Source organism: Pseudomonas sp. DG56-2, assembly GCF_004803755.1.
Lineage (GTDB): Bacteria > Pseudomonadota > Gammaproteobacteria > Pseudomonadales > Pseudomonadaceae > Aquipseudomonas > Aquipseudomonas auratipiscis.
On the sequence record NZ_CP032311.1, the window covers coordinates 3309733 to 3327945 of the forward strand.

The following is an 18213-nucleotide window of genomic DNA, read 5'->3' on the forward strand; positions in this document are numbered from 1 at the left end:
GCACCTGCACAACGGAGGCCCGGATCATGAACACTCGCCCGCGTTGCACAGCCTTCCACGAAGCAGGTCATGTCCTGGCCTTCTGGTGGAATGCGCAACGTATCAGGCGAGTGACGGTGCGAACCCGAGCAGAAGCGCTAATTGGCCCTATGGCCGATCTGCGCGGCAATCTGCTGCAGGTCAAAGGGCTGGTAGAAGCTGAATATTTTGTTGCCCTTCCCGCCTTCGAACCTTCCGGCATTGCCGAATACCTGCCCTCGATGATCGATGCCATCGAGCGCGACCTGCTGCATTGTTTTTCCGGTCCCGTGGCCGAGGCCATCTATGGTCACTGCCCGTCCACCCGGTTTCTAACCCGTAGTGGCGCTGGAGATCGTCAGCGGGCAATGGAATTGATCAGTTTGCTGCCGGCGCGCAAGGTTCTCGACGCCGAACCCAAGGCAATTGCCCGCTCGATCTGCCTGGTGCGCCGCTACTGGCCGGCGCTCAACGCGGTGGCGCAGCACCTGCATGCCCAGGGTACGGTCAATGGCGACGAGATCAGTAACTTGCTGAGCACGCTCACCGGCGAGACGCCAACGCGCCAGGCCAACCCGTTGAGCAGCCTCGACAGTCGCCGCTGTCGCCCGGCCGATGCCTGCCTCACCGGTTGATCAACTCACCACCCGGTTGCGCCCGCTGTGCTTGGCTTGATAAAGGTGTTCATCGGCCCGCTTGAGTATGGCCTCCGGCGTCGGTGTTTCTGCGCTTCTGCCAGCCACACCAATGGAGATGGTCAGCGCGCCCGTCGGCACGATCTGGGTGGTTTCAATGGTCTGGCGAATCCGCTCGGCAATGGCCCTGGCGGTATGTTGCTCAGCCTCGGGCAGGATCAGCACGAACTCCTCGCCACCCGCCCGGCAAGCCAGGTCCTGCTCCCTGGAACAGCGTGCAATGATTGACGCGACCTGCTTGAGGGCCTCATCGCCCACATCATGGCCAAAGGTATCGTTAACCAGCTTGAAGTGGTCGATATCCAGCGCCAGCACTGAATAATTTCGCTGCGCCTCGGTCAGGGTCTGCAACGCCGCATTCAGGGCGCGGCGGTTGGCCAGCCCCGTCAACGGATCGCTCTGCGCCTCCTGACTGAGGCTGCCGAGCTTCTTCTGCAACAGTTGCACAACGGTCAGCAGTGCTCGACGAATAGCCGCTGCTTCTGCGTACCAGGCATTGATCGTTTTCAGTTTCTCCTCAGCCTGCGGCGCCGCAAGAAGCTCTGCGTGACCGGCCAACTGCCGCAAAGGACGGGTAATCAGGGTGGTGGCAAGCAGAATCAGCAGCAATCCCGCGACCCCCGCAGGAATGATCTTGAAAAGAATGTCGCGCATTAACTGCCGCAGCGGCGCCAAGGCCATTTCGCGAGGTTGTTGCGCGACCACCGCCCAATTGGCATCAGCGATCTGCGCATACCCGGCGAGCATTTCAATGCCCTTGTAGTTGATGGCTTCCATCGAGCCGTGCTCCCCACGCAGTGCCGCGTCGACCGTGGCGCTAGTGGTCAGTACTTCGCCAATTCGTTGATGGTCGGAGTGATACAACAGGCGCCGGTTTGCGTCGGCGATAAAGGCAAAGGTGCCATCCCTGTGGAAGTGGTTGCTGATCAAGGTGTGCAGGATGCCCTGCTTGCGGATGTAGATCGATGCACCGAGGGTGCCGAGAAATTCACCCGCGGGGCTGAACACCGGTTGCGAGATGAACACAATCAGGTTGCCTGCGGCGCTCTCGTAGGCATGGCTTACCAGAGGCCGACGCTCCTTCAGCGCTTGCAGGATTTCTTCCGATTGCAGTGTGGTGCCCAGCAATTGCGCATTGTCGGGATACAGTTGCAGGGCCTTGCCGTTGGCATCAACGATCAACACGGCATTGAATGCCTTGTCGTCGGACTGCAGACGAACGACCTCTTCCCTGAGCAGCTTGGGGTTGTTGAAGTCACGCCCCAGCAGCTTGCTGCTGTAACTCAAGCGGTTGTGCGCAGAATCCAGAAACTGGCCAATGCTCGAGGCCACCTTGGCGGTATAGGCTTGATTGGCCTCCAGCGCAGAATGCACAAGCGCATCGCGCTGCACGCCATACGCCACCCAAGCGCTATTGCACAGGGTGGCAATGACCGCCATGAAGACCAAAATCAAAATCAGGCCACGTAAGCCGATAGACACAAAATGCCTGTTGTTCATGAACCCTGCCGTTGTTGTTTGCTTCCTTGCAATAGAGTGCCCGAGCCTTGCGCTGTCAGCCAGAGAGTCCCGCACGATTCTTCAGCAATGCGATGACACGTTGGCCAGGTTCAAGGTAGCCATCGCTATCGAGCCGGTACTCCTGCAGATCGCTGCTCATGGTCACCGTATCATCGACATTGCCGCCCAATACACGTGCCACATCCGCGGTCACCTCAACGACAATATCGGAATGGCTGATGTACTCGGCGTGGTTTTCGGCATAGGAGTAAGTAAATGTGCCGGATGCGCGATTGCGCTGGATGATGTCGCCGATCTCCGGTTTTTGTTCGTTGATGCGATAGCCCCAGAACGGCTTATCCAACCGTTCGGTCAAGCGCGCCTTGATCGCATTATTGACAAACACCGAGTGGCCGGCAGCGAACTTGAAGTTGGCGTAGGCCGGCCCGGCCTTGCGCACCACCCAGGAGATAAATGCAGCAGACCACGGCACCTCTTCGCCGTTGGCATAACGGCTGCGACCATCGTAAGGCTCGCCGATCGCCGCCCACATCTGCCGAACGTACTTGTAGTACGGGTCGCCTCTCTCGTCGGCTTGGCCCTTGTCGAAACGTAACCACTCATCCAGCGCAGCGCGCAACAGCGCCTCGACTTCTGCTCGTAGCGGTTCGCGCAGGTACTTGCCGAACACCACGCCCTCCTCCAGGCCGACCCTGACTTTACGCCAGCCGGGCTCCACCGAGGCGCCAAGGTCAGTCACCTTCTCTCCGAGCGTCATGCCCCGCACTATCACGCCATTGGGAGACTGGCGCAGGCGCAAGCCCTCGGTGGTCACAAAGCGGTCCCCCGCCACCAGCGCTTCATCGACCTGGACATGGGGATTGCCGCCCAGGGTGGCATCGAGGTCTTCGTTCCAGAACAGTGATCCATGCCCGGTATCATCAACCACAAAGGCGCCCAGTTCCTGCTTGGCGACCCTGATGATATTACGGTCGTACCCCACTCCAGAGGGCCCATGGGTAAGGTCGGGAGGCACTTGGCGCATCGACCAGCGCGATGAATAAAAGAACTGCTCGGTACCTAGAAACAACCGCGACATCGACAGCCACGGGACACTGATCAGGCCCTCGGCGAGCAACTTGGCGAGGACCGCGCCACTGCCGTAGGCCCCCATCGAGAAGGCACCGCCTATCTCGGCTTTGACAGCCCTGAAATAGTCGAGTATCGGGCCATCGATCTGATCGGCCTCATAGTCAGCATCAACAGCGAAAAGAATGGTGCTGCCCTTGCCCTTGGGCTGACCTACCCGCTTGGCGAAATCCATGGCGCTCTTGGCATTAGCCACGCCCTGTGCACTGGAAAAGTGCTCGATTTTGCGGCTGCTGTCCTGGAACACCGGCAAAATAGCGAACCCCTCTTTGGAGAGGTACTTCGCTTCGGCGGCAGTGATGGTTTTCGCCCGCTCCGAGCTTGCGTAATAGCGGATCAGGGTATCGACGCCCTTGCTGCGCAAAAACGTCAGGAACGTCTTGGCTGCGGTGGTATTGAGTCGGGTGCTGACATCCACCGCCGACCAACCTTGGGCGTTCGTGAAATCGTCTTTGTATGGCATACAGGCACCCCTTTTGCTTGCGCAGGAACAGGCCCCCTCGTGGGTACCGCGCCACAAGGCCCGGCAACCGTACGAAAACGATAGCTAACAGTGGGGTCAGGTCAAGGTGCGTAGCCGGGCTTCCCTGCCCGAGCGGCAGAAGGTCAAAAACCCAGGGTTGCCGACAATAGGTAAGTCCTTGGCGTAGACAGGGTCAGCCCCGCCTCGCTGTCATCGGAAGCGCCAGCAGACGCCCAGTAGCGCTCATCCAGCAGGTTCTCGACGGTGGCGCGCAGGGTGACGTCCTTGCCATCGACCCTGAAGGCATAGCGGGCGCCGGCATCGTAGCGTTCCCAACCGTCGATCTGCTTGCTGTTGGCCTGATCGAGGTATTGCGAGCTGGAGTGGATGCCACGGGCGGTCAACGTCAACCCAGACACCGCCGGCACGTCCCACTCGGCCCCGAGGTTGACGTTGTACTCGGGCGTTGCCGGGGCGCGGTTGCCATCGAAGGTGCCACCTGCGGTGCCGGTCAATTCGCTGTCGATGTACATCACCCCGCCGAGCAGGCGAAAGCCTTTGAGGGGCTCGCCGAACACGCTCAACTCAACACCCTTGTTCTCGCGCTTGCCATTGGCGCCGAACATCCGGGTGTCGGCATTGGTCTCGTAGGCCGGCTGTCTGATTCGAAAGGCGCTGGCCGTCAGTGCAAACGCGCCGAGGTCGTACTTGGCGCCGACTTCAACCTGACGACTGATGAAGGGTGGAAATATCTGGTCTTCGTTGAGTGAGGTCGACGGCGCGATTTTGCCTTGACTCATGCCTTCCATGTAGTTGGCATACAGCGACAACTCATCGGTGGCCTTGAACAGAATCCCGGCCGAGGGCGAGAGCTTTTCTTCGTCATAGGCGGTGGTGCCTTTGATGCCGTTGCTCCAGTCATCCACCTGGACCCGCTGCCAACGGGCGCCCAGGGTCAACAGCAAGCGATCTTCAAAAAAGCCCAGGGTGTCAGCCAGCGCCACACCGGTAAAACGGTTCTCGGTGTAGACCTTGGCATCCTGGCGCGTCGGCGTACCCGGTTCAGGGGTTGGCACCGGATCGTAGATATTGCTGGAGCCGGAGGCATAACGCGCACCGCCGTTTTCAAAGTCCATGTAGAAGTAGCTGGCGGCCAGGTTTACCTCATGGCTTACCGGACCGGTATTGAACCAGTTGCGCAATCCAGCGGTGCCAGTCTTGACGCTCTCGTCGCGGGTGAAGTCGCGAGGCTGCACGGTGAAGTCACCGGCATCGTTGGAGACCGGTACGTTGTGGCGGAGGAAATCATGATCGCTTTTACGTGCGCCAAGCGCGGCGTAGGCCAGCAGCGAGTCGCTGATATCGTATTCACCATTGAGGGTGGCGAAGGTATCGTTGGTGCGCGCCTTGCTCCAGGCCTGAGCGTAGTTGCGACGCACATCATCAGCGTCAGGCACCTTGGCCTTGGCGCCGACCAACACGCGTTCCTGGGGGGCGTCGGTGTCACGCTCGGTGTGGCCGAAGTCTGTCGACAGGCGCAAGCGCTCGCCGCGAAAGTCCAGGCCCAGCACGGCCATTTCGCGCTTGACGCGCTGGTGATCCCATTCGGTATCGCCCGACTGTGTCACGCCGTTGAAGCGCAAGCCAAACTGCTTCTGGTCACCGAAGCGCCGGCCGATATCCACCGCCCCACCAACCTGGCTGTCCGAAGCGTAGTTGCCGGTGAACTCGGTGATCGGCGTGTCGGTAGCACGCTTGGCCACGACGTTGATACCACCGCCGACACTGCCTCGCGGCGAGATCCCGTTGATCAGCTGGCTTGGCCCTTTGATGATGTCTACCCGGTCGGCCATTTCCATGTCGATCGAATAGGTCGGCAGCACGCCGTACAAGCCGTTGTAGGAAACATCACTGTTGAATAGGCTGAAGCCGCGAATGGTGAACTGCTCGAAGCGCCCTCCGGCCGGATTGGTAGCGCGAACCGAGGGGTCGCTGGCAATCAGATCGCCCAGCGTACGGGCTTGTTGGTTCTGCACCGCCTCACTGGTGTAGGTGGTCATGCTGAAGGGCGTTTCCATGAAATCCCGCGAACCCAGCAAGCCTTGCGAGCCCCGCCGGGTGACCTGACCACCGGCATAGCGTTCGCCGCCCAGATCGGCACCTGCGTGGCTGCCGAGAACGCTCGTCGGTGCGATTTCCAGAGACTCGGAAGCCTGGGATTCGGGTACCAGGGTGTAGGCACCGGCACTCACCGGCAGCAGTTGCAGGCCGCTGCCCTGCAGCAAGCGGGCAAAACCTTGATCGACACTGTAGGTACCGCTCAAGCCGGCACTGCGGCGACCACTCACCAGGGCTGGGTCTACCGAAACGCTCACACCAGCTTGCGTGGCAAAGCGCACCAGCGCCGAGCCTAGCTCACCAGCGGGCACCCGGTAGGCGCGTTGTTCTCCCTCGGCCATGGCCAGTTGCGGTGCCAGCGCGCCAAAACCAAGCATCAGGCTCAAACACAGGGTGGAACAAGAAAACGAAGGCGCCAGAGGGAGGCATCGGCGTGTCGGTACGGGCATTGTTGCGCTCTCTAATCGGTTCACTTGCCTTTGATGACAAGCGAGTGCCGAAAAAGGGACAGGCGTAGCGCAATTTTTTTCAGCCCGGTACGCCTACATCCACGCCAACGCTTTGCGCGGCAACATCTACCCACTGCGCATTCACCAATGCGGCCAACCGCTCAGGCTCGATGCGCACCGCAGCGTTCGGTGCACCACCGGCTGGGTAGACCATGGAAAAATCCTTGAGCGATACATCGCAATACACCTGCAGCGGGCGGCACAAGCCGAACGGACAGGCAACGCCAACAGAATGACCGGTCTGCCACTGGAACATGAGCCCATTGCCGTTGGCAAGTGCGCTGCCGAGCGATCAGTGCACGGCGCGGGTCACCAGGTAACTGAGCAGTTCGGGTTCGTCATCCAGTTCGATTGTCCGCACCGGCCGTGGCAGGTTATCCAGAACCGCGCGCCAGAAGGCCTGGGCGGCTTCATCCTGGTCATAGAAACGCACCAGCCAGTCACACTCCCCGCTCATCAGCACCTGGCTGGCAATCGCGCGGCCGATGCCCTTGCGCCGGTAGCGTTTGAGGATGAACAGATCGGCCAGTTCCAGGGCATTGAGCGCGGCAAATTCGCTGCGTTCTACCAACAGAAAGCCGGCGATGAAGCCATCGACCAGGATCAGGTTGGCACTCCACTGCGGGTCTTGCCAGTAGCGTGCAAGGTGCTCCTCGTGAATATAGAAACGGCCGTCCACCTCCACGTCCTCCTGTTCCCAATCCGAGGACTCGTAGGCATAGAACTGATACAAGTTGCGGATCAGCTCGGCTTGTTCCGGGCCGGTTTGCAGCAGCTCGACGGTAAAAGGATTCGAAGGCATGGATATCTCGGTCAGTAAACAAATAGCGCGTTTTCAGCGGGCGCTATTGTTTACAAAACCGCCGGGCAAAGCCAGCATCGGTAGGCGCGAGCCTGCCCCGCGCCAGGCCGACAACTATCTATATCCGCGCCAACGCCTGAGCCAGGTCCGCGCGCAGATCTTCAACATCCTCCACCCCCACCGACAGACGAATCAGTGCATCACCAATACCGATCTGCGCCCGGGTCTGCGCCGGGATGCTGGCATGGGTCATGATTGCCGGGTGCTCGATCAGGCTTTCAACTCCGCCGAGGCTTTCCGCCAAAGCGAAGATATTCACATTCTCTAGAAAGCGCCTGGCGCCAGCCAGATCACTGTTGAGGTCCAGCGAGATCATCCCGCCAAAGCCATGCATCTGCCGCCGCGCCAGGCCATGCTGGGGGTGCGAGACCAACCCCGGATAATAAACCCGTGCCACTTGCGGCTGGCGCTCCAGCCAGTGCGCCAGTTCCAGGGCATTGCTGCAGTGGCGCTCCATGCGCAAGGCCAGGGTCTTCACCCCGCGCAAGGTGAGAAAGGCATCGAACGGCCCGGCAATGGCGCCCACCGCGTTCTGCAAAAAGCCCAGGCGTTCGGCCAGCTCTGAGTTCCCCGCCACGGCGATCCCGCCGATCACGTCAGAGTGGCCGTTGAGGTATTTGGTGGTCGAGTGCACGACAATGTCGAAGCCCAGTTCCAGGGGTCGCTGGACCCAAGGGCTGGCAAAGGTATTATCGGCGACACAGAGAATCCCGCGCTGGCGGCAGATGTCGGCCACGGCCACCAGATCGGTGAGGCCGAGCAGAGGATTGCTCGGCGTCTCGACCCAGACCATTTGCGTGTCTTCTTCCAGGGCCGCCTCGAAAGCCTCCAGGTCGGTCAGATCGACAAAACTGAAACGGTGCCCGGCGCTGCGCCGACGCACCCGCTCGAACAGGCGAAAGGTACCGCCATAAAGGTCATTGCCGGAGACCACGTGAGCCCCGGCATCGAGCAGTTCCAACACATTGGCGATGGTTGCCAGCCCAGAGGCAAATGCGAAGGCCTGGGTGCCGCCCTCAAGGTCCGCCACGCAGCGCTCCAGCGCCCAGCGCGTGGGGTTGTGCGAACGCCCGTAGTCCAGGCCTTTATGCACCCCGGGGCTCTGCTGGGCATAGGTGGAGTTGGCGTAGATCGGCGGCATCAAGGCGCCGGTGGAGGGGTCTGGAGATTGCCCGGCATGGATCACGCGGGTAGCGAAGCCGAGTGAAGCGTTGCTTTCATCGTGGTGACTCATGGCAAGGACCTGCGCAAGTGGTTGAGCATGTCGACACGGGTAATCAGGCCATGAAAGCCCGAAGCATCGGCGATAATCGCTACCAGCCCACGGTCGAGTTCCGCTTGCAGTGTAGCCAGACTGGCACTGGGTGGCAGGGTTTGCAGTGTGTCGGTCATGGCGCTGGCCACCGGCAGACTGAAGTGCGTAGGGTCGGCATGCATACCCAGCAAAATATCCGACTCGTCGATCACCCCGACCAGGCGCTGGCCATTTTCAAGCACCGGCAGTTGCGAGACATCGGCCAGACGCATACGCTGGAAAGCGGTCAGCAAGGTATCGCCGGGACCTACGCTGATCACCCGGCCATCTTCGAAGCGTCGGGCAATGAGGTCGCGCAAGTCGCCGTAATGCTTGAACTGCAGCAGGCCCTGGTCGGTCATCCACTGGTCGTTGTAGACCTTGGACAAATAACGGGTACCGGTGTCGCAGACAAAACTCACCACCCGCTTGGGTTCGGTCTGTTCACGGCAGTAGCGTAGCGCGGCGGCAAGCAATGTTCCGGTCGAGGACCCACCGAGGATGCCTTCGGCGCGCAGCAACTGACGGGCATGCTCGAAGCTTTCTTCATCGCTGATCGAATAGGCCTGGCGCACGCTGGAGAGGTCGGCTATCGACGGCACGAAGTCTTCACCTATGCCCTCCACTGCCCATGCTCCGGGAGTCCCGAGCTTACCGCTACGGCTGTACTCGGCCATCACCGAGCCCACTGGATCGGCCAGCACCATGCTCAAGTCCGGCTGCACCCGGCGAAAGAAGCGGGTCAAGCCTGTGAGGGTACCGGCCGAACCGACGCCGACCACAATGGCATCGAGGTCATGGTGCATCTGCGCCCAGATCTCCGGGGCGGTGCTGCACTCATGGGCCAACGGGTTGGCCGGGTTGTTGAATTGATCGGCGAAGAACGCATCGGGAATCTCCGTGGTCAGGCGCGCGGCAACATCCTGGTAGTACTCTGGGTGGCCCTTGCCGACATCGGAACGGGTAATATGCACCTCGGCGCCCATGGCCTTGAGGTGCAGAACCTTCTCGGTAGACATCTTGTCGGGTACCACCAGCACTACCCGATAACCCTTGGCCCGGCCGACCAGGGCCAGGCCAAGGCCGGTGTTGCCAGCAGTCGCTTCGACAATGGTGCCACCGGGACGCAATCGGCCATCGCGCTCGGCCGCATCGATCATGGCCAAGCCGATGCGGTCCTTGATCGATCCGCCCGGGTTCTGTGATTCGAGCTTGAGGAACAAGGTACACGGACCGGTATCGAATCGACTGACCCGTACCATCGGTGTATTACCGATCAGTTCGAGTACCGCCGGACGGGAGTCATTGGCCATGGGTCACCTCACAGCTGGAATGGGCAGCGGCTGAACCGTAACCTGTGCAGGCCGGCTCACTCGCCCTTTCAATACCTCGTTTCGACCATAGGCGCGCTTGCTGCCCGCCGCAACCGCCCCCAGCCAATCGGTAGGCGCAATTCTCTAACACAAGCACGCAGAGCAAATGTCGGCCAATAAATAAGGCAAACTGCTGGCCCCTTGCTGCTGCGTTCATTGGCAAACTTGCTTTCCTTTCAATAGCTTAGGTTGCCACTATGCGGGCTTATGGATTAACCCTTGCAGCGCTTTTCCTTGCCACGTTCTCCCTGGGTGCCCAGGCCAAGGCGCTGGCCAAGAATGATCGTTATGTGTGTAGTTGGGGATCGGATATAGCCGCGGGCGCGCAGCAATCGAAGCTATCAGGCGTAACCTTGTACTCGGCGCGCAAGCGGCTTCAGGTGCGCAAATTTCCCAAGCCGTGGATGCGCATGACCGCCATGGGTATCACCGAACAGACCTACAACAGCCAGTCACGGCTCAAGCCCGCCGCCATCAAGCAGACCTACTATGAACAGTGTGTTCACCACGCGGTGGCACAGCGCTGAACGCTGGGCCCAGGTAGGGTGCCGGGCCCATCGGTTTTGGCCCATCGGCGCATCAATAGCGCTTCAGGGCACCCCGAAAATTGATCGTGCCGCTGCGCTGCGTGTGTTCAAATCATCGCCGGGCGTGAGCGGCAGCATCGATGCAGTGACCAATGCGTGAGCCTGCCCTCCTTCAACGGCAGGCAGGCTTGGCTTGCGCCAGGCACGTCAGTTAGCCAGCAAACAACTCGGCCATGCGCTTGAGCTTTTTCTTGTACTGCTGACGGGCTGCCAAGGCATCGTCCAGTGAAACTTCACGAAAGCGCGCCTTCTGATTGGGTTGCATCTGCCCGACCAGGTCCAGGTCCGCGCTGATCACCGTGCCGATCATGGCGTAACCGCCACCAGACACCGCGTCACGGTGCAGGATGATCGGTTCGAGCCCCGCCGGCACCTGGATCGAGCCGATGGGGTAACAGCTGTCGACGATGTTGGAAGGGTCCGACCCTGCCCCGAAAGGTTGTTCGCGGGCCTGAAAACTCAGGGCGCTGCCACCCTTGAAGCGATAGCCGATACGGTCAGCTTCCGAGCCAACCGTCCACGGCTCGGCGAAGAAGCTCGCCGCGGCAGCAGGTTGCAGGCGGTCGTAGTACAGCCCCGGCACCACCCGCAGTTCAACCTCACCGCCCAATGACTGGCGCAAGGCCATAGGCAGGCTGGCGCCAACCTTGCCCTTGCCGCTTGGAGCGCCTACCGGCAGTTCGTCTCCCGCTACCAGGCGTCGGCCGTTGAAACCACCCAGGCCGCCGAGGGTATAGGTGGAACGGCTGCCCAGCACTACAGGTACATCGATACCGCCTGCCACCGCCAGATACAGTCGCGCACCGACCTTGGGGTAGCTCAAGCGCAACACTTGACCGGCACGCACCTCAAAGGCGGTGTCCGGTGGCACCTGTACCTCGTCCAAAAGCGCAGCCATGTACGCGCCGCTGAAGGCCACCAGGGCATCTTCGCTAAATTGCAGTTCCGGGCCGAGCAAGGTGCACTCCAGCGCCGCGGCGCCAGGCTCGTTGCCTACCAGCAGGTTGGCAGCCCGCAGGGCATATTGATCGAGCGCGCCGGAAGGCGGAATGCCCAGGTGGTAGTAGCCTTCACGGCCTAGATCCTGGACAGAGGTGGCCAGGCCAGGTTTGAGTACCTTGATCATGCCAGCACCTCCTGCAACGACTTGGGATAGTTGACCGGGTCAGCGAGAAACGCATCCAGGGAAAACTCGACCGGCCGGATCCGTAGATCGAAAGTACCTGCGTCCACCTCCGCCACGGCCTGGTCATAGGCCTGGCGATCAATCGGTTTGAACTGGACGATGTCACCCGGACGGAAGAACACCATGTGCTCCTTGAGATATTCCAGGGTTTGCTGCGGGTCATAGATCGGCGCCGGGGTGACACCAAACATCTGGTACCCACCGGCACCGCGTACCGAATAGATACAACCGAAGCAACCGCCATGCCCCAGGGTCAGCTTTGGCGTGTCGGTGCGTGGGCGCAGGTATTTGGGCACCTGGAGTTGACGCTCGCGTTCGACCATCTGGAACATGAACGGCAGGCCTGCAACGAAACCCACCATCGACACGAACCACGGCGCGCCACTGTGCGCGGCGACAAAGGCATCAACATCGGCCAGGCCGTTGATGCGAGCGGCGTACTCAAGATCGGTGGCGCTCGGGTCTTGATGGCGATCGCGAAAACGCATCAGGGTTTCATGGGTCCAGGGGTCGTTGTACAGCACCGGAATCTCGATAATCCGGGTTTGCAGGGTACGCTCGGCAACCGCCTTGACCTCAACGGTTTTAACCACGTCCAACAGTGTCTGTGGGTCGATCAGGTCCGGGTCGAAGCGGATCTGGAAAGAAGCGTTGGCCAGGCAAATATCCAGCACACCCTCAAGGTCGAGTTTCTCCAGCGCACGGGTAATGGCCATGCCGACAAAGAATGCTTCCAGCGACATGCTTTCGCTGACCTCGGCGAACAGATGTTCGTCGGCACCAAAACTGTAGCGAATCGGACGGTTCATGACGCATCTCCACAGCGATGCCGGGCCGGATCGGCCAGCCAGGTTTCCAGGGTGCCGGTATTGAATTGGGCGGTGATCAGCCAGGGCTGCTCCAGCAGTTGCCTATGCAGTGCCAGGGTGTTGGCCATGCCGGTCAACGTGGTTTGCGCCAAGGCCGTGCGTGCCCGCTGCAGCGCCTGGGTACGATCATTGCCATGGACAATGACTTTCGCCAGTAGCGAATCGTAGTACGCCGGCACTTTGTAGCCGCTGAACAGGTGACTGTCGACGCGAATGCCCTCCCCTTGGGGCCAGTGCAACGTCTCTACCTGACCAGGGCTGGGGAAGAAATCGCGCGTGGGGTCTTCGGCATTGACACGCATTTCTATGGCCGCGCCACGCAGAACAATATCGCTTTGCTGCAGGCCCAATGGTTCACCCGAGGCAATGCGCAACATGGCCTGAACCAGATCGATGCCAGTGATCATTTCGCTGATCGGATGCTCGACCTGAATGCGGGTGTTCATCTCAATGAAGAAAAACTCGCCGCTGACATCGTCATACAGGTATTCAAGGGTGCCCGCCCCTCGATAGTTCAGGGCCTGGGCCAGTTTTACCGCGCTGGCGCACAGAGCCTCACGCTGCACGGTGCTGAGGACGGGTGACGGCGCTTCTTCGAAGATTTTCTGTCGGCGCCGCTGCAATGAACACTCACGCTCGAACAGGTGCACGGCGTGTTGGCCATCGCCCAACACTTGCACTTCTATATGCCGGGCCTGGCGAATGAATCGCTCCAGGTAAACACCGCCATTGCCGAATGCAGCCTGCGCTTCACCTCGTGCCTTGGCAAACTCGTGCTCGAACTCGGCCAGGTCGCGGGCCAGGCGAATACCGCGTCCGCCACCACCGGCACTGGCCTTGATCAACAGCGGGAAGCCAACCTGAGCGGCAGCCTCTCGTGCGCTTGGCAGATCATGCAGCTCGCCTTCTGATCCGGGCACTACCGGTACCCCAGCCAGCATTGCCGTTCGGCGCGCAACCGCCTTGTCGCCCATCTGGCGAATCGTTTGCGCATCGGGGCCGACGAATATTGCACCACACGCTTGCACAGCTTGGGCAAAGTCGGCGTTCTCCGACAGGAAGCCATAGCCTGGGTGTACGGCATTCGCGCCGCTGGCCTTGAGGGCCGAGAGCACCGCCTCGGTGTTCAAATAGCTACGGTCAGCGCGTGCCGGGCCCAGTACCTGAACCTCATCGGCCAGTTGCGCTGCCATCGAGTCGACATCGGCTTCGCTGCAGGCTGCCACGGTCGGTATTCCCAGTGCCTTGGCGGCGCGGATGATACGCACGGCGATCTCGCCACGGTTGGCCACCAGCAGTTTGGTAATTGCCTGAGTCATAAGGCCCCCTTACTCAACCTGAAGGGTGGCAATGACCTGGCCGGGCTCGACCGGATCGCCGTCTTCTACCTGGAAGTCGACAAGCCTGCCGCTGACGCCAGCCGTCAGTTCGGAAAACTGCTTCATCACCTCGATCAAGCCAATGACGGTATCGGCATCGACATGGGCACCGGGCTCGACGAAGCAAGGCGACTCGGGGGTGGCTTTACGATAAAACGTCCCTGGGAGGGGGGTGACTACGGATTGCTCGGCCATGACTGTTCCTTTTGAAATAGTTGTAGAAAGGCAGGCTGGAAAAAATCAGCAGGGGCATGCGCTGGAGCGCAGCGCCCAGGTATCAACGACTCAGGGGGTTGCCACGCGAATTCCCGCAGCGTCGAGCGCCGCCCGCGTGGCCTGGACCAACGCCAGGGCTCCGGGGGTATCGCTGTGCAGGCAAATGGAGTCGAATTCAATGGCCAGGTCCTGGCCCTCCACCGTCATCACTTTGCCCTGCTGGCAGGCGCGCACCACGCGGGCTGCAACCTCCTCGGGATCGAGTGCCCGAACCTTGCGGGTGAAAACAATCGAACCGCTCAGGTCGTAGTCACGGTCGGCGTAGAACTCACGCACGGTTGGCTGACCCAGTTCCTGGGCCACGCGCCAGGTAGCCGAATTGGGCATGCAATACAACATCAGCGCCGGGTCCAACTGATGCAGGGTCTGCACAAAAAGCCGCGCGGCCTCCTCATCACGGGCCAGGTGCATGTACAGCGCGCCGTGAGGCTTGATGTGCTGCAAGTTCATGCCCTGAATGCGCGCCAGTTCGCGCAGGGCGCCAAGTTGATAAAAGATATCGTCAACCAGTTCCTGCGCCGGGGCATTGATATGCCGACGGCCAAAACCGACCAGGTCACGGAAACCTGGATGGGCACCGACCGCCACCTGGAGTTGCTTGGCCTGCTCCAGCGTACGACGCATGGTGCCGGGATCGCCGGCATGAAAACCGGTAGCGATGTTGGCAGAGCTGATAAAAGCCATCAGCTCGCTGTCCACGCCATCACCGATGGTCCAGGGGCCAAAGCTTTCGCCCATGTCCGAATTGAAATCGACTGCGTGCATCAAGGGGTGCTCCCGTTCATTCGCTTGATGTTCGAACAGTAGAATTCCGCTTGCCCCTTGGGAAGATCTATTATCAGATGGTGGGTATTCTGAAAAACAGATACCTCAAGGTGCTGCATGTCCCTCACATTGCGACAGGTTCGCTATTTCGTCGCCACCGCCGAGATCGGTCAGATTTCACAGGCGGCGCTTCACCTGAACATCTCCCAGTCGGCGGTGACCACCGCAATCAAAGAGCTCGAAGCCCTGCTTGGGGTGACCTTGTTCCTGCGCTCGGCGCAAGGCATGAGCCTGACCGACGCAGGCCGGCACTTTCTCAATCGTGCCTACGTGATTCAGCGCAGCGTCGAGGATGCCCTCAACAGCCCCCTGCCCGACTACCGCGCCAGTGGCCTTCTGCGTGTCGCTGCCAGCTACACAGTGATTGGCTACTTTCTCCCCCATCACCTGCAGCGACTTGGGCATTGGCATCCGGACGTGACCATCGAGGTACATGAACAGGAGCGCCAGGCCATCGAACTGGGCTTGCTCGAACATCGCTATGACATGGCCGTGGTGCTGACTGCCAACCTCACCCACCCAGACATTGTCTCCGAAACGCTGTTCAACTCGGAACGCCGCCTGTGGCTCCCTGCCCACCATCCATTGTGCCAGCGCACTGCCGTGAGCCTGGCTGATGTCGCCCGTGAGCCGTACATCCTGCTGACTGTCGACGAGGCCGAGCAAAGCGCCATGCGCTACTGGGAACATGCCCGCCAGCAGCCGTCGGTCAGGGTGCGTACAAGCTCGGTGGAGGCCGTACGCAGCATGGTCGCCAATGGCAGTGGCGTCGCGATTCTCTCGGACCTGGTACATCGACCCTGGTCGCTCGAGGGTAAACGCATCGAGACCGTGGGCCTGAGCGATCCGGTCACACCGATGAGTGTCGGCCTGGCCTGGCACCGTGAGCGCACATTCACGCCAGCCATGCAGGCAGTGCGAGACTACTTTCACGAAGCCTTCCTGACCCCGCAACAATCGCTGATGCGCAGATAGGCCCGCGTGCCCTCACATTGGACAAGTGCACAAAGCCCACCATACTGTTTTTTCACTGCAAGCCAGCTTGCAGGCAGCACCCTGGATTCATCAGCGCACTTCAGCGCAATAAGGAGTTCCCATGGCAGGATGGTTTGAGTTGGGCACCAGCAGCGACGGTCAGTACCGCTTTGTGCTCAAGGCAGGTAATGGCGAGACGATTCTTACCAGCGAGTTGTACAAGGCCAAGGCTTCTGCCGAAAGCGGCATCGCCTCGGTCCAGGCCAACAGTGGAACGGATGAACGCTACGAGAAGAAAGAGGCCAGTAATGGCAAATTTCACTTCAACCTCAAAGCAGCCAACCACCAGATCATCGGCAGCAGCCAGATGTATGCCAGTGCGCAATCACGCGATGCCGGCATTGCTTCGGTGAAAACCAACGGCAGCAGCAAGACCATCAAGGACAACACTTGACCCAAGGCTTTGCAGGTGTGTGCCGGGCGCTGTAGGAAAACTGCGCCCAGCCACCCTTAGCCTCCAGCCTGCTTCACTGCAATTTGCCTTTGCGCAAGCCCGGGCCTTATAGTCGCGGTCGGCGTCTTCCACGCCACCGTCCGCGGAAAGGGCAGCGCCCAGGACAGTACGCCAGAAATTCTTCTTACGACTCCCGGCCTGATAGCGGACAAGGCTTGCACAAGGAGCTCGTATGCCTGCTCGACTGTCTTCACCGTCCCACGATGGACGCATCAATCTTGAACAACAGCGCAAGCGCGCCAAAGAACTGCTCCAACGCCTGCGTACAGGCACGGCGCCTGAGCATCTGGCGCAACTGGGTTCACGTTCATCGGCACCCCGCCTGGCCGATGCACAGTGGTTGATTGCCCGTGACCTGGGGTTCAGCAGTTGGCCCAAGCTCAAGGCCCACATCGACGCCATCGATTTCGCCGCACGCAACCCACAGTTCATCGCCGATGATGAGGCCCGCACACAGCACTGGCGCTGCGGCAACGACATCCAGCACAGCTTGAATCTGGCTGGTTTTACCGGCTCGTTTCACATGTTCACCGACCCTTTGTGCATGGGCCCGGTTCGCGATCTGCCCCTTGAGCAATACCAGGCCATGCGCATTGACTACATCAGCAAGGCCTACGCCCTCGAGCGCACGTTTGTGCAGCGCAAGATGCTCGATGAGTACGGCCAACTGCCGTTACTTGAGGATTGCCCACGGGCGGTGCTCTGGTGCGAAGCGGATGCCTACGACCAACTGTTTCTGATACGCCTGCTTGCCAGCCTGGAACGCATGCCCCAGCGTCTGGAACTGATCCAGATCGACCATATGCCCGGTGTGCAACGATTCATCGGCATCGGCCAACTGGCGCCGGATGTACTTGCCTGGTTGTGGCCACAACGTCAACCCGTCACCCAACCCATGCTGCAACTGGCCCGACAAGCCTGGGTGGCCTACTGCGCACCCTCGCCAGAAACATGGGCGCAATTGGCACACCGCCGCGACTTGTGCCTGCCCCTGCTTGCACCGGCACTACTACGACAACTGCAGGAATTACCGGGATTGCACGATGGCTTGTCGCTGACTGAACGGTTGTCATTGCAGTTCATCAGCGAACAGGGTGAAGTGGCGTTTGCCCGCGTGTTTGCCGAACTGATGGGCAAACGAGAACCATTGCCGTACCTGGGCGACATGATGTTCCATGCGATGTTACGGCCCCTGATAGATTCACCGACACCGTTAATCAGCGAAACACAGACAGATTTGGAGTGGACGCGACGAACGCTGCGCTTGACTGCCCTGGGTGAACGAGTGCTGGCAGGTGACGCCAACTGGCTGCAACAACAAGCCCCCGAGCGTTGGGTAGGCGGCGTGCGACTGCTGGCCGGACAAGGACATTGGGCGCTGGACAAAGAATTATGGCCAGTATGGCGCCCATAACCGGCTGCCACCCTGCCTGCTTCCGACCTGCTGTTGATCTGCTCTTGATCTGCTCTTGATCTGCTCTTGATCTGCTGTTGATCTGCTGTTGATCTGCTGTTGATCTGCTGTTGATCTGCTGTTGATCTGCTCTTGATCTTGATCTTGATCTATCCGCCCCGTTAACCAGAAGGGCCGAGTGAAGGTGTTGCGAAAGGGCTAGCGCGT

The 18213-nt window shown here is 60.3% G+C and carries 17 protein-coding genes; 5 read left to right on the forward strand and 12 right to left on the reverse strand.

Annotated features, from left to right (window positions below; genetic code table 11):
• Positions 1-26 precede the first annotated feature (26 nt).
• Positions 27-653 (forward strand): hypothetical protein, encoded by a 627-nt coding sequence (locus D3Z90_RS14785; protein WP_136476767.1) that lies wholly within the window; start codon positions 27-29, stop codon positions 651-653.
• On the opposite strand, the gene D3Z90_RS14790 is transcribed toward D3Z90_RS14785, so the two are convergent.
• The 7 genes from D3Z90_RS14790 to D3Z90_RS14820 all read right to left on the reverse strand — a co-directional run bounded on the left by D3Z90_RS14790 (position 654) and on the right by D3Z90_RS14820 (position 9921).
• Positions 654-2213 carry a diguanylate cyclase gene (locus D3Z90_RS14790; RefSeq protein WP_136476768.1) on the reverse strand — a complete coding sequence of 520 codons (1560 nt, stop codon included), beginning with the start codon at positions 2211-2213 and terminating at the stop codon, positions 654-656.
• A gap of 55 nt (positions 2214-2268) precedes the next feature.
• Positions 2269-3825, reverse strand: coding sequence for a DUF2272 domain-containing protein (locus tag D3Z90_RS14795; RefSeq protein ID WP_136476769.1), 1557 nt, complete (start codon positions 3823-3825; stop codon positions 2269-2271).
• A 143-nt stretch (positions 3826-3968) separates the two neighbouring features.
• Positions 3969-6284: a TonB-dependent siderophore receptor gene (locus tag D3Z90_RS14800; RefSeq protein WP_371922321.1), complete on the reverse strand. Its 2316-nt coding sequence runs from the start codon at positions 6282-6284 to the stop codon at positions 3969-3971.
• Positions 6285-6471: 187 nt separating this feature from the next.
• Entirely contained in the window at positions 6472-6639 is a 168-nt protein-coding gene (locus D3Z90_RS14805) for a hypothetical protein (RefSeq protein ID WP_371922322.1), read from the reverse strand.
• Between the two features lie 105 nt (positions 6640-6744).
• A complete protein-coding gene (locus D3Z90_RS14810; protein ID WP_136476772.1) occupies positions 6745-7254 on the reverse strand; it encodes a GNAT family N-acetyltransferase in 510 nt (169 codons plus the stop codon).
• Between the two features lie 118 nt (positions 7255-7372).
• Positions 7373-8548: a PLP-dependent aspartate aminotransferase family protein gene (locus tag D3Z90_RS14815; RefSeq protein ID WP_136476773.1), complete on the reverse strand. Its 1176-nt coding sequence runs from the start codon at positions 8546-8548 to the stop codon at positions 7373-7375.
• Positions 8545-9921, reverse strand: coding sequence for a pyridoxal-phosphate dependent enzyme (locus D3Z90_RS14820; protein ID WP_136476774.1), 1377 nt, complete (start codon positions 9919-9921; stop codon positions 8545-8547). The genes D3Z90_RS14815 and D3Z90_RS14820 overlap by 4 nt, the downstream gene beginning before the upstream one ends.
• 257 nt (positions 9922-10178) lie before the next feature.
• Here D3Z90_RS14820 and D3Z90_RS14825 point away from each other — a divergent pair, with 257 nt between their 5' ends.
• Positions 10179-10508: a hypothetical protein gene (locus D3Z90_RS14825; RefSeq protein ID WP_136476775.1), complete on the forward strand. Its 330-nt coding sequence runs from the start codon at positions 10179-10181 to the stop codon at positions 10506-10508.
• A 211-nt stretch (positions 10509-10719) separates the two neighbouring features.
• On the opposite strand, the gene D3Z90_RS14830 is transcribed toward D3Z90_RS14825, so the two are convergent.
• From D3Z90_RS14830 to D3Z90_RS14850, 5 genes are all read right to left on the reverse strand, one after another.
• Positions 10720-11694, reverse strand: a complete 975-nt coding sequence (locus tag D3Z90_RS14830) for a biotin-dependent carboxyltransferase family protein (protein ID WP_136476776.1) — start codon at positions 11692-11694, stop codon at positions 10720-10722.
• A complete protein-coding gene (locus tag D3Z90_RS14835) occupies positions 11691-12563 on the reverse strand; it encodes an allophanate hydrolase subunit 1 (RefSeq protein ID WP_136476777.1) in 873 nt (290 codons plus the stop codon). The genes D3Z90_RS14830 and D3Z90_RS14835 overlap by 4 nt, the downstream gene beginning before the upstream one ends.
• Complete coding sequence (locus D3Z90_RS14840) at positions 12560-13942, reverse strand: acetyl-CoA carboxylase biotin carboxylase subunit (protein WP_136476778.1); 1383 nt, start codon at positions 13940-13942, stop codon at positions 12560-12562. Before D3Z90_RS14840 ends, D3Z90_RS14835 begins: the two co-directional genes overlap by 4 nt.
• 9 nt (positions 13943-13951) lie before the next feature.
• The gene (locus D3Z90_RS14845) at positions 13952-14197 is read right to left on the reverse strand and encodes an acetyl-CoA carboxylase (protein ID WP_136476779.1); all 246 of its coding nucleotides are present in this window, start codon (positions 14195-14197) and stop codon (positions 13952-13954) included.
• Positions 14198-14287: 90 nt separating this feature from the next.
• On the reverse strand, positions 14288-15043 hold the full coding sequence (locus tag D3Z90_RS14850; RefSeq protein WP_136476780.1) for a 5-oxoprolinase subunit PxpA: 756 nt from the start codon (positions 15041-15043) through the stop codon (positions 14288-14290).
• 117 nt (positions 15044-15160) lie between these two features.
• Here D3Z90_RS14850 and D3Z90_RS14855 point away from each other — a divergent pair, with 117 nt between their 5' ends.
• From D3Z90_RS14855 to D3Z90_RS14865, 3 genes are all read left to right on the forward strand, one after another.
• Entirely contained in the window at positions 15161-16078 is a 918-nt protein-coding gene (locus D3Z90_RS14855) for a LysR family transcriptional regulator (RefSeq protein WP_136476781.1), read from the forward strand.
• Positions 16079-16199: 121 nt separating this feature from the next.
• The gene (locus D3Z90_RS14860; RefSeq protein ID WP_136476782.1) at positions 16200-16532 is read left to right on the forward strand and encodes a YegP family protein; all 333 of its coding nucleotides are present in this window, start codon (positions 16200-16202) and stop codon (positions 16530-16532) included.
• Between the two features lie 232 nt (positions 16533-16764).
• A complete protein-coding gene (locus tag D3Z90_RS14865) occupies positions 16765-18006 on the forward strand; it encodes a DUF1835 domain-containing protein (RefSeq protein ID WP_136476783.1) in 1242 nt (413 codons plus the stop codon).
• Positions 18007-18213 lie beyond the last annotated feature (207 nt).

Coding starts and splice junctions, on each gene's coding strand:
- D3Z90_RS14785 (WP_136476767.1), top strand. CDS start 27: ATGAACACTCGCCCGCGTTGCACAGCCTTCCACGAAGCAGGTCATGTC.
- D3Z90_RS14790 (WP_136476768.1), bottom strand. CDS start 2,213: ATGAACAACAGGCATTTTGTGTCTATCGGCTTACGTGGCCTGATTTTG.
- D3Z90_RS14795 (WP_136476769.1), bottom strand. CDS start 3,825: ATGCCATACAAAGACGATTTCACGAACGCCCAAGGTTGGTCGGCGGTG.
- D3Z90_RS14800 (WP_371922321.1), bottom strand. CDS start 6,284: ATGGCCGAGGGAGAACAACGCGCCTACCGGGTGCCCGCTGGTGAGCTA.
- D3Z90_RS14810 (WP_136476772.1), bottom strand. CDS start 7,254: ATGCCTTCGAATCCTTTTACCGTCGAGCTGCTGCAAACCGGCCCGGAA.
- D3Z90_RS14815 (WP_136476773.1), bottom strand. CDS start 8,548: ATGAGTCACCACGATGAAAGCAACGCTTCACTCGGCTTCGCTACCCGC.
- D3Z90_RS14820 (WP_136476774.1), bottom strand. CDS start 9,921: ATGGCCAATGACTCCCGTCCGGCGGTACTCGAACTGATCGGTAATACA.
- D3Z90_RS14825 (WP_136476775.1), top strand. CDS start 10,179: ATGCGGGCTTATGGATTAACCCTTGCAGCGCTTTTCCTTGCCACGTTC.
- D3Z90_RS14830 (WP_136476776.1), bottom strand. CDS start 11,694: ATGATCAAGGTACTCAAACCTGGCCTGGCCACCTCTGTCCAGGATCTA.
- D3Z90_RS14835 (WP_136476777.1), bottom strand. CDS start 12,563: ATGAACCGTCCGATTCGCTACAGTTTTGGTGCCGACGAACATCTGTTC.
- D3Z90_RS14840 (WP_136476778.1), bottom strand. CDS start 13,942: ATGACTCAGGCAATTACCAAACTGCTGGTGGCCAACCGTGGCGAGATC.
- D3Z90_RS14845 (WP_136476779.1), bottom strand. CDS start 14,197: ATGGCCGAGCAATCCGTAGTCACCCCCCTCCCAGGGACGTTTTATCGT.
- D3Z90_RS14850 (WP_136476780.1), bottom strand. CDS start 15,043: ATGCACGCAGTCGATTTCAATTCGGACATGGGCGAAAGCTTTGGCCCC.
- D3Z90_RS14855 (WP_136476781.1), top strand. CDS start 15,161: ATGTCCCTCACATTGCGACAGGTTCGCTATTTCGTCGCCACCGCCGAG.
- D3Z90_RS14860 (WP_136476782.1), top strand. CDS start 16,200: ATGGCAGGATGGTTTGAGTTGGGCACCAGCAGCGACGGTCAGTACCGC.
- D3Z90_RS14865 (WP_136476783.1), top strand. CDS start 16,765: ATGCCTGCTCGACTGTCTTCACCGTCCCACGATGGACGCATCAATCTT.